The 11,372-nt window shown below is 39.3% G+C and carries 10 protein-coding genes; 8 read left to right on the top strand and 2 right to left on the bottom strand.

The window, feature by feature from the left end; genetic code table 11:
* Positions 1 to 16 precede the first annotated feature (16 nt).
* Positions 17 to 700 carry a metal-dependent hydrolase gene (locus tag ACFTQ7_RS20775; protein WP_386830748.1) on the top strand — a complete coding sequence of 228 codons (684 nt, stop codon included), beginning with the start codon at positions 17 to 19 and terminating at the stop codon, positions 698 to 700.
* A gap of 152 nt (positions 701 to 852) precedes the next feature.
* On the top strand, positions 853 to 2,160 hold the full coding sequence (locus tag ACFTQ7_RS20780; RefSeq protein WP_079561602.1) for a DRTGG domain-containing protein: 1,308 nt from the start codon (positions 853 to 855) through the stop codon (positions 2,158 to 2,160).
* A gap of 33 nt (positions 2,161 to 2,193) precedes the next feature.
* Here ACFTQ7_RS20780 and ACFTQ7_RS20785 read toward each other — a convergent pair whose 3' ends face one another.
* Both ACFTQ7_RS20785 and ACFTQ7_RS20790 read right to left on the bottom strand, forming a co-directional pair.
* A complete protein-coding gene (locus tag ACFTQ7_RS20785; RefSeq protein ID WP_386830750.1) occupies positions 2,194 to 2,385 on the bottom strand; it encodes a hypothetical protein in 192 nt (63 codons plus the stop codon).
* A 227-nt stretch (positions 2,386 to 2,612) separates the two neighbouring features.
* A complete protein-coding gene (locus ACFTQ7_RS20790) occupies positions 2,613 to 2,918 on the bottom strand; it encodes a YtpI family protein (protein ID WP_386830752.1) in 306 nt (101 codons plus the stop codon).
* A 90-nt stretch (positions 2,919 to 3,008) separates the two neighbouring features.
* Here ACFTQ7_RS20790 and ACFTQ7_RS20795 point away from each other — a divergent pair, with 90 nt between their 5' ends.
* The 6 genes from ACFTQ7_RS20795 to pfkA all read left to right on the top strand — a co-directional run bounded on the left by ACFTQ7_RS20795 (position 3,009) and on the right by pfkA (position 11,347).
* Positions 3,009 to 3,953, top strand: coding sequence for a DHH family phosphoesterase (locus tag ACFTQ7_RS20795; RefSeq protein ID WP_386830754.1), 945 nt, complete (start codon positions 3,009 to 3,011; stop codon positions 3,951 to 3,953).
* A gap of 428 nt (positions 3,954 to 4,381) precedes the next feature.
* Positions 4,382 to 7,465, top strand: a complete 3,084-nt coding sequence (gene dnaE / locus ACFTQ7_RS20800) for a DNA polymerase III subunit alpha (RefSeq protein WP_386830756.1) — start codon at positions 4,382 to 4,384, stop codon at positions 7,463 to 7,465.
* 176 nt (positions 7,466 to 7,641) lie between these two features.
* Positions 7,642 to 8,283: a FadR/GntR family transcriptional regulator gene (locus ACFTQ7_RS20805; protein WP_386830758.1), complete on the top strand. Its 642-nt coding sequence runs from the start codon at positions 7,642 to 7,644 to the stop codon at positions 8,281 to 8,283.
* Between the two features lie 21 nt (positions 8,284 to 8,304).
* Positions 8,305 to 9,153, top strand: coding sequence for an acetyl-CoA carboxylase, carboxyltransferase subunit beta (gene accD, locus ACFTQ7_RS20810; RefSeq protein WP_349659210.1), 849 nt, complete (start codon positions 8,305 to 8,307; stop codon positions 9,151 to 9,153).
* Positions 9,146 to 10,102, top strand: coding sequence for an acetyl-CoA carboxylase carboxyltransferase subunit alpha (locus ACFTQ7_RS20815; protein ID WP_386830760.1), 957 nt, complete (start codon positions 9,146 to 9,148; stop codon positions 10,100 to 10,102). The genes accD and ACFTQ7_RS20815 overlap by 8 nt, the downstream gene beginning before the upstream one ends.
* A gap of 285 nt (positions 10,103 to 10,387) precedes the next feature.
* On the top strand, positions 10,388 to 11,347 hold the full coding sequence (gene pfkA, locus ACFTQ7_RS20820; RefSeq protein WP_349659212.1) for a 6-phosphofructokinase: 960 nt from the start codon (positions 10,388 to 10,390) through the stop codon (positions 11,345 to 11,347).
* Positions 11,348 to 11,372 lie beyond the last annotated feature (25 nt).

The raw sequence follows: 11,372 nt of genomic DNA on the forward strand, positions 1-11,372 counted from the left end.
GCAGGGAGGAAACGTAATGGAAATTAGTTATCATGGACATTCTGTTGTCAAAATTCAATCAAATGGGAAAACAATCTTGATAGATCCATTCATTAATGGGAATGGGCAAACAGATTTAAAGGTTGCTGAGGAAGCACCGGATATAATCTTACTTACACATGGCCATAATGATCATGTTGGTGATACAGTGGAGCTTGCAAAGAAAAAAGATGCACTTGTCATTGCGCCAAATGAGTTAGCCAATTGGATTTCTTGGCAAGGAGTGAAAGTGCACCCGATGCATATAGGGGGAGCCAAGGAATTTGATTTTGGTAAAGTGAAGTTTACGCAAGCTTTCCACGGTTCGTCATATGTAACTGAAAATAACGAAATTATTTATATGGGAATGCCTGCTGGAATTTTACTATTTATCGAAGGAGTAACAATTTATCATGCAGGGGATACAGCTTTGTTTAGTGATATGAAACTAATAGGAGAACGCCATCCTATTGACATTGCATTTTTACCAATTGGTGATAATTTTACGATGGGTCCAGAAGACGCAGCTTGTGCAGTGTCATTTTTGAAGCCGAAAATTGTCGTACCAGTTCATTACAATACATTCCCTCCAATCGAGCAGGATCCACAAATTTTTGCAGATTTAGTGCAAAATGCAGAGGTTCAAATTTTAAAAGCGGGTGAAAAAGTAAACTGTTCCTAATCAGTGACACTGCTGTACTATATGAGTTGGCACCGCGTGCGTAGTTGAAACGGTGGGAAAAGTATAACAAATTCATCACTTTATATTAAATATTTTTATAAAAAATATGGTACACTAAGAGCAGAATTGATGATTGAGAAATAGGTGATATTTTGTCTACAAAACATGAGAGAATTTTACAATACATCGAATCATTACCCGTTGGTGATAAAATTTCAGTACGTCAAATTGCAAAGGAAATGCAGGTGAGTGAAGGAACGGCATACCGTGCTATTAAAGAAGCGGAAAATCGTCGTTTAGTAAGCTCTATTGAACGTGTTGGAACAATTCGTATTGAGAAGAAAAAGAAAGAAAATATTGAGCGATTAACCTTCGCAGAAATCGTAAATATTGTAGATGGCCAAGTTTTAGGTGGAAAAACAGGTCTACATAAAACGTTAACGAAATTTGTTATTGGTGCCATGCAATTAGAAGATATGATGCGTTATACAGATGCAGGAAGCTTGCTTATCGTTGGTAACCGTTTTAAAGCACATGAAAATGCACTTCGAGCTGGTGCAGCTGTTTTAATCACAGGGGGCTTTGATACAACTGAGGAAAACAAATTACTTGCAGATTCCTTGGACTTACCGATCATTTCAACAAGCTATGATACCTTTACTGTGGCAACAATGATTAACCGCGCAATTTATGACCAATTAATTAAAAAAGATATTTTATTTATTGAAGATATTTTTGTGCCGATGACTGATACTTCTGTTCTTCGAAATGATGAAACAATTCAACATTTCCACAAGCTAAATGAACGAACAACTCATGGTGCATTTCCTGTTGTGACAGCAAACAATAAGCTTGTTGGGATGATTACAGTAAAAGACGTTATCGGTCGCGAAGAAAACGAGTTTATTGAAAAGGTTATGACGAAAAATCCGATTGCTGGATCGATGAAAATGAGTGTTGCTTCTGCAGGACATCGTATGATTTGGGAAGGGATTGACCTGTTACCAATTGTCGATGATGATAATATTTTGCAAGGTGTAATTAGTCGACAAGATGTATTAAAGGCGCTTCAGCTTGCTCAAAGACAACCTCAGCATGGTGAAACGATTGATGATTTAGTGAAAAATGAGATGAAGGTGCTTGGCGATGAAGAATTAATCGTAGAATTTAAAGTAACTCCTCAAATGACAAACCAATACGGGGCAATTTCTTATGGAGCATTTACAACTTTGTTAGCGGAAGTTGGTTCATTCTCATTAAAGCGTCGTAAACGTGGGGATGCAGTTGCCGAAAACATGACGATTTATTTCATCAAGCCTGTGCAAATGGAAAGCACACTTACTGTAAAGCCTCGAATATTAGACATGAGTCGTAAGTTTGTGAAAATGGACTTCGAAGTGTTTAATCAACAAATGCTTGTTGGGAAGGCAATGATGATGTTCCAACTACTGGAGCGTTAAGAAAACAGAAAAAGGGATGGTCTAGGGTAAATGCTAGACCATCCCTTTCACTTCTTTCTGCGGGTGTCCATCACCTGCCGAAATAGAGGAACTCAGTCTAAGAACGCCACATCCTGTGGCAACGACTAAGTGACCAACTTCAAGTTGTTGCTGACGCTTCGCTTTCGCACAGGCAAAACCCTTTGCTGCCGCTGCGTTAACACTACGCTTTCGCACAGAAAACATTTGTTGGCCTAAAGCCTCCGGCGGATGTCGCGGGATCGGAAGGGAGTCCAATATAGGATGTTAGCCTAAAATCATCGCATCCATGCGATAACGGCTAACTGACCTGCATCGGTAAAAGCGCCACGTCCTGTGGCATTACCGAAATGACCAACATCGTGTCGGACTTCACGCAGGCCTAAGCGCAAAGCCGATTCCAGACGCAATTATGCCGAGGTATAATTGATTATTCATTGGTTAATACGGTACTCTTCTTCAACAAATTGACCGTAGTGACGAACCTTTTTAGTATTTTCGACAATAACAAAGATGCCTAAAACGACAAGAATTGCTACAATAATAAATGTAAATAACCCTGGGAATAAATATGCTTGGTTAAAACCAAACAAAAGAATAAATGCACCGAAACTTACATTGGCTTTACTCTTATACCAATTTTTAGCAATCGGTAATGCAGAACGAAACTGTTTTGTTTTAAAATAAAAATAAAACACAAATGATATGATTATTGTAAACACAAATATTAAATTGAGCATAGTAAACCTCCTAGCATAACTAGTCATTATTGTAACGATTATTGAAGAAAAATGCTAACGGTTATTACTATCAAGTTGGGGGAAATAAATTTGAAAAGACAAATCATCGACACAATTGCTTCATATGAAACAATCATTATTCATCGCCATGTACGACCAGATCCAGACGCTTATGGATCTCAGCAAGGCTTAAAAGAGCTTATTTTAGCAAATTATCCGGAAAAGAAAGTTTTTGCTGTAGGTGAGCATGATGAATCATTATCATTTTTAGCAAATCCCGATGACATTACAGATGAAAAATACGATAATGCCTTAGTTATTGTGACAGATACGGCAAATACAGAACGTGTGGACGATCAACGCTATATAAAAGGTAAAATGATTATTAAAATAGACCATCATCCAAATGACGATTCGTATGGTGATTTACTATGGGTAGATACGAATGCGAGTTCTTGTAGTGAAATGATTTATGAGCTTTTTGAGGAAGGAAAACAAGTAGCCGACTGGATTCTACCAGATGCCTCCGCAAGATTATTATTTGCTGGTATTGTAGGAGATACAGGACGTTTCCAATTCCCTAGCACGACCGCAAAAACGTTTAAAATTGCAGGGGAGCTTATTGCATATGATTTTGATCGAAATCAAATTTTCGATGGAATGTATGAAATGGAGCAAAAGCTATTAAATTTACAGGGCTATATTTATCAAAATTTCAAAATGGATGAGTACGGAGCAGCACATATCAAGCTGACAAAGGAATTGCTAGCAGAATTCAATGTTGTACCGTCAGAGGCGTCCCTGTTAGTTGGCTGTCTTGGAAGTGTGAAAGGTATTTGTGCATGGGTGGTCTTCATTGAAGAGGTCGATCAAATTCGTGTGCGTTTACGCTCAAAAGGCCCTATTATTAACACTTTGGCGAAGGAATTTAATGGTGGTGGACATCCGCTCGCTTCAGGAGCTACAGCCTATTCATGGGAAGAAGCAGAGCGTGTTATAACGAGATTACAGGAAATTTGTAAATCATATCAATAAACATGAAAATTGAGCTCAATCGCTAAATTTTGTGGATGACATTTGTTAAATGTATGCCATATATAAGTTAGTTGATTGGAGTGGAGGCTGGGCGACTCCTTGGGGATCAGCGATATTGAGGAACGAAGGCTAAAAACATCACATCACGCCTTCGTGACCAACATCATGCTGTTGCTGTCGCTGCGCTTTCGCACAAACAAAACCAAAACCCTCTGCTGTCGCTACGTTAGCACTACGCTTTCGCGCAAAAAACATCTGTTGGCCCAAGCGGCTTATCGGACGCCCCTAGGAAAGCGCCGGCCGGAACGGAAATCAACCACTTATTATTAACATACAATATTTGGTAATGATTTGTAGAGTGTGCTTCTGCCATAATAATAAAGCTTTGAAATTAACATTTTTAAATACCTAGAAAGGAAGGGATTCATTTGACACATGTATATACGAAAATGCATACGAGTGCGGATTTATTGCAAAGTACGATTCGGCTTGAACAATTGATCCCTTTTTTACAAGAGCAAAATACTCAGGCCTGTGCAATCGTCAATTCAAAGTTGTACGGGCTTTTGCCTTTTTGTAAAGCATTGCAGCAAGCGAATATTCATGCTGTATTAGGGCTCTCGATAAACGTACAGTGGCAAGATAGAAAAGTTCCACTTGTGCTATATGCTCAGACGCAAGAAGGCTACCAGCACCTTTTAAAGATTAGTAGTGCAGTTTCGATAAGAGAGGATAATACGCTTCCGTGGAAATGGCTTGAAGGATATGCGGCGGGCTGTGTGGCATTACTTTCTTCGGATGATTTAGTAGAAACTGAGGATTGGACAGAAGTAGCAAGTGCTTTAAACAAGGTATTTGGCAATCATTTATTTATGGGGATAGCAAGACCAGCAGGAATGAAAGCCGAAAAAGAAGAAACGTTTGTGACGTGGTGTGAAACTATGAATATAACGCTAGTTGCCTCCCAAAGCTGTTATTTTTTACGACCAGAAGATCATTTCGCCTTTGAGGTTGCAAGAGCGATAGATTCAGGTGAAAAGCTTACAGACACAATGCGATCAGCTCATTTACAAGGATATTTCGCTCCGACAGAAGAGGAATGGCGAAGCTGGTTTGCTGATCATCCAGAATGGCTTGCATCTAGTGCAACGATGCTAGCGAGCTGTACGGCGGAAATTCCTGAAATGCACGTACAAATGCCTAAGTTTCCTGTTCCTACAGGTGAAACAGCCGAAAGCTTGCTTGTAAAAGAGACTTTTGCAGGATTGGCAGAACGATTAAAGCAAGCAGAGATTCCTAAAGTTTATCAGGAGCGACTTCAATACGAGCTTGAGATTATTTGTTCAATGGGCTTTGCAGATTATTTTTTAATTGTTGCAGACTTTATGCACTTTGCTAAAGAAAATCGTATTTTAACAGGCCCTGGTCGTGGTTCATCAGCAAGTTCTCTTGTAGCTTATAGCTTATCTATTACGCAAGTAGATCCATTAGTTTACGGATTATTATTCGAACGATTTTTAAACCCGGAACGTGTTACACTGCCGGATATCGATATCGACTTTGTCGACAGTAAAAGACAAAAAGTAATCCATTATGTCGCTCAGAAATATGGCAAGGCAAATGTGGCGCAAATTATTACGTTTGGCACTTTATCTGCAAAGGCAGTAGCTAGAGATGTGGCGCGTGTTTTTGGTTTTGACGCTGAAACGCTAGAGAAAATCTCGAAAATGATTCCAAATAAACCAGGAATAACATTGCAAAAAGCAGTGGCCGAATCACAAGGCTTACAAGGCTGGTTAGCTGAGGATGAAAAACATCGTCGCTGGTTAGAGGTGGCGTTAAAACTTGAAGGGGTGCCAAGAAATTCTTCCACCCATGCGGCAGGAATTGTGCTGTCACCTTCACCATTAGTTAATACGATACCGATTGAAGAAGGGCATGATGGAATTTATTGTACGCAATGGCCGATGGGAGATGTAGAAGCTTGTGGACTTGTCAAAATGGATTTTTTAGGATTGCGCAACCTGACAATTTTAGAGCAAGTGCGTTGGTCAATTTATAAAGCTGGTGGTCCTTGGATAGAGTTTGAGCTTATACCGATGCAAGATGAAAAAACATTTCAACTTCTTCAAATGGGAGATACATTAGGGATTTTCCAATTAGAATCGGAAGGTATGAAGCAAGCTTTACGTGATATTCAACCAACCCATTTTTTAGATATAGTAGCAGTCAATGCTTTGTATCGTCCTGGTCCAATGGATTTTATTCCGATGTATGCTAGACGGAAAGCGGGAAGGGAATCGGTTACTATGCCTCATCCGGCATTAGAGCCCATTTTACGAGAGACATTTGGTGTCATAGTTTATCAAGAACAAATCATGCAAATTGCCTCGGTGATGGCTGGATTTACGATGGGACAAGCGGATTTATTGCGTCGAGCGGTAAGTAAGAAAAATCGTCAAGTATTAGAAGAGCAACGTACCGCATTTGTAGATGGAGCAATGAAGCAAGGCTTTGACGTCCATGTGGCAGAAGAAGTGTATGCATTAATTGTACGCTTTGCAGACTACGGTTTCCCTAAAAGCCATGCTGTCGCATATAGCGTTATTTCCTACCAAATGGCCTATTTAAAGGCACATTTCCCGCAAAGTTTTTATTCTGCGTTATTATCAAATGCAACAGGAAATGTGGAAAAAATTCTGCAACTTGAGAATGAGGCAAAAGAGAAAGGAATTTTGTTTTACCCGCCATCATTAAAACAAAGTACAAAATTCTTTACTGTTGAGAAGGATGGAATTCGCTACAGCTTATCTGGAATAAAGGGTGTTCCCTATACATTTATAGAAAAAGTATATGCCTTACGCCAGGCGAAGCCAGAAGCATTGGATAATATTTTTGACATGGCAGTTGCATTAAGCGCACAGCATTTTAAACCAAAAGTAATGGAGTCTTTAATTTTTGCAGGGGCTCTCGATTATTTAGATAAAGATCGTGCAGTACTGATAGCGACATTGGAGGCAGCTTTGAAGCATGCAGAACTGCTAAGACCAACTGAGGATATTGATATTGAATCGACTACTACCTTTAGCTTTGGTAAGCCAAAGTATATGGAAGCGGAAGCGATGCCACAAAAGGAAAAATTGCTACACGAAAAGGAAAGTCTTGGATTTTATATATCAGCCCATCCGGTTACAGAGGAAAGAGCTTTTTGGAATGAAGTAAATAGTACGTGCAGAGAGTTAAAACAAGCGCGTGACGGAACGTATGTCAAAATGATTGGCATGATAGAAGAAGTAAAAAAAATACGCACAAAAAAAGGTGAGCAAATGGCCTTTGTTCAGCTTCAAGATGAGTTTGGAACAGTATCTGTAACCTTATTCCCTCAGGTTTTTCATCTTGTTCAAGAGCTGTTACTTGAAGATGAATTGCTTTACATTGAGGGGACACTTGAAAGACGCTTTGGTAAACCTCAAGTGAAAGTAAAACATGCGCAAGCGACGAAAAGAATATGAAATTGAAGAAAATATTAGAAACTGCATAAATTTTTTATGCAGTTTTTTCTTTACTTTTTAACAGTTATTTTGTAAGCTAGAGTCAATGTTCAAAAGTGGCCAGACCACTTTCGGTGTGTTTATGTAGCGACAGATACAATTACGCCAAGGCGGAATTGATAAGAGGAGTTGATCGTATGGATAAAAAAACCGAACAAAAGAAAGTGTTTTTGGATATCGTCCATCAATTACGACAACTTATTAAAATGGAAGAAATACAGGCTGGAGAAAAACTACCTTCTGAACGAGTCCTTTCAGAGCGTCTAGGTGTCGGGCGATCCTCTGTGAGAGAGGCATTGCGAAGCTTAGAATTGTTAGGTCTTATTGAAACGAAACATGGGGGAGGTACGTTCCTAGCTGCCACACATAAGCATCAGCTCGTAGAAATACTGTCGATGTTTATATTAGAAGATGAAAAATCGAAAAAGGATGTCGAATTAACACGACAAATTCATGAAAAGGAAGCCATTCGCGTAATAAGTTGTACAGGGACTCTGCGAACACTACCGGTGTGGGACAGTTTTTTTGTAAAGCTAGAGATAGAGGATACGATTAATTGTCGAGATGTATTACGAGAAATAATCATCACGGCGGGAAATCGTCTTTCACTAAAAGTCTGGTTTCAGTTAGCAGCTTATGATGGTGACCGTTTAAATCGAAACTCAACAGAAGAAGAAAAATTAATCATTCAAACTATGTTGAAATCGATGCAGCTTGGCTATGAAAAAGAAGCATTAAAAGCTTACGAGCAGTGGATGAAGACTTTACGAAGTAATTAGACAACAAAGGGGGAGTCAAACATGGCAATTCGCAGCATATTTAGTAAAAAGAAAGAAGACGGACAAGAAAAGGGATTTCCAGAAGGACTTATGACAAAATGTCCAGAATGCCGTCACATTCAATTAACGAAAGAATTAGAAAAAAATAACAAAGTATGCACAAAATGTGACCATCATTTCAAAATGACTGCACAGGAGCGCGTAGCATGTTTTTTAGATGAAGGTTCATTTGTTTCAATGGACGATCATTTACAAACAAGTAATCCGCTTAATTTCCCAGCTTATGTTGAAAAAATTTCAGCGGACCAACAAAAAACGGGATTAAACGAAGCCGTACTGACAGGTGTGGGTACCCTTGATGGAGAAGAAATTGTTGTAGCAATTATGGATTCTCATTTCCGTATGGGTTCAATGGGTTCAGTCGTTGGAGAAAAAATCACAAGTGCCGTAGAAAAAGCTACGGAATTACGAGTACCGTTTATTATCTTTACTGCAAGTGGTGGGGCGCGCATGCAAGAAGGCGTACTATCATTAATGCAAATGGCGAAAACGAGTGTGGCATTAAAACGTCATAGTGATCATGGACTATTGTTTATTTCAATACTAACTCATCCTACAACAGGTGGCGTTTCTGCAAGCTTTGCCTCTGTTGGAGATATTAATATTGCGGAGCCACAAGCATTGATTGGCTTTGCTGGTCGTCGAGTAATCGAAGAAACAGTAAGAGAAAAACTACCAAATGATTTCCAAACAGCAGAATTTTTATTAGCACATGGGCAGCTTGATGCAATCTTCCATCGAAAAGATTTACGAAACCAAGTAGCGTTGCTTGTAAAAATGCATACAAAAGGAGGCGTGCAACATGTCTAAAAATTTAGCTTTTGAAGAACCAGTAGTACAATTACGTGAAAAAATTGATGAATTAAAAACGATTGCTACCGAGGCAGATGTAGATATGACAGGCGAAATTGAAAAGCTTGAAACACGTCTAACACAGCTAGAACAATCTATTTATGCAAATATGAAGCCATGGGATCGTGTACAGGTTGCTAGACATCCAGAACGACCAACAACTTTACAATATATAGAAGCTATGTGTGAAAACTTTATTGAGTTACATGGAGATCGTACGTTTGGTGATGATGCGGCTATTCTTGGAGGGATTGCTCTTTTTGAAGGACAGCCAGTAACAATTGTTGGACACCAACGAGGAAAATCAACGAAAGAAAACATTCGTCGGAATTTTGGTATGCCACACCCTGAAGGATATCGTAAGGCATTGCGTTTAATGAAGCAGGCGGAGAAATTTAAACGACCAATTATTTGTTTTATTGATACGAAAGGTGCTTATCCCGGTAAGGCAGCGGAGGAACGTGGTCAAAGTGAAGCGATTGCCAGAAATCTCGTCGAAATGGCGGGCTTAACAGTACCAATTATTTCAATCGTTATTGGGGAAGGCGGAAGCGGTGGTGCCCTTGCATTAGGTGTGGCAAATCGTGTCTTTATGCTAGAAAACTCAACGTACTCTGTAATCTCGCCAGAAGGGGCAGCGTCGATTTTATGGCGTGATGGTAGCCTTGCAAAGCAAGCGGCAGAAGCAATGCGTATAACAGCACCTGACTTAAAAGAGCTTAACGTTATTGATGGAATTATCCCTGAAATAACAGGTGGAGCTCATCGCAATGTAGCAAAGCAAGCACTTTATCTAAAAGAATGTTTAAGCGACACACTAAAAACATTGAATTCTTTAAATGGCGAACAATTAATTGAAGACCGTTATGAGAAATTCAGAAAGATTGGACAATATACAGAAGCTTAAATCCATTTTTAGGTTTTTGGACATATAAATTTGCTCGTAAAGAGTTAAAAGTTGTTTCTTTTAAAAAAAAATAACCTAATGATGGAAGAATAAATGGTGCAAAATAAATTACCAAACACTTTATAAAATGTTAAATTTAGGATATTTTTGAATAGAAAGAGTGTGTGAAAGCGCATTCTTTTTATTTTTTATGTAAAAGTTATGTTTTTGTAGCCTCAGAACACTTACATAGTTTGTTTTTTCATGTTAATGTGAATAATAATAGTATCTGCAGGAGGTTCGACAATGAAAAAAATTGCCGTATTAACAAGTGGTGGAGATGCACCAGGAATGAATGCAGCTATTCGTGCGGTCGTTCGTAAGGCAGCATATCATGGAATTGATGTTGTCGGAATTAAGCACGGCTATGATGGCTTAATAAAAGGAAGTATGGAAAATCTTGATTTAGGTTCAGTAGGTGGTATTATTCAACGCGGTGGTACACATTTAAATTCAGCAAGATGTCCTGAATTTAAAGAAGCCGCTGTTCAGCAACGAGGTATAGACAATATGCGTGAAGCTGGCATTGAAGGACTAGTCGTGATTGGCGGAGACGGTTCATACCGTGGAGCTATGGATTTAGTGAAAAAAGGCTTTCCTGTTGTGGGCGTTCCAGGAACTATTGATAATGACGTACCAGGAACCGAGTATACGATAGGATTTGATACTGCGCTAAATACGGTCGTGGAATCCATTGATAAAATCCGCGATACAGCAACTTCTCATGAAAATTCCTTTATCGTTGAGGTAATGGGGCGAGATGCAGGAGACATTGCTTTATGGGCAGGTCTTGCAGCCGGTGCTGAAACAGTTTTAATTCCAGAAGAAGATTATAATTTGGATGATATTGTGGCACGCTTAGACCGTGGTGCAGCGCGTGGAAAAAAGCATAGCATTATTATTGTCGCTGAAGGCGTTATGTCAGGTAGTGAGTTGGCAAAGCTATTATATGAAAAAACAGGAAAAGAGACACGTGTTTCTGTTCTTGGACATATCCAACGCGGTGGTTCACCTACTGCGCGTGACCGTGTTCTAGCGAGTCAATTCGGTGCACATGCAGTTGAATTGCTAATGGAAGGAAAGTCTGGCAGGGCGGTAGGTATCCGTAATCATCAAGTGATTGACTATGATATGCCTGAGGCTTTCGAAAAAAATCATGAGGCAGATGTAAGCTTATATACTTTAATGAAAGAACTATCCATATAATTTGATATAAAAACGGAGTGGGCAG

Source organism: Lysinibacillus sp. NPDC056959, from assembly GCF_042674095.1.
Taxonomy (GTDB): domain Bacteria; phylum Bacillota; class Bacilli; order Bacillales_A; family Planococcaceae; genus Lysinibacillus; species Lysinibacillus zambalensis.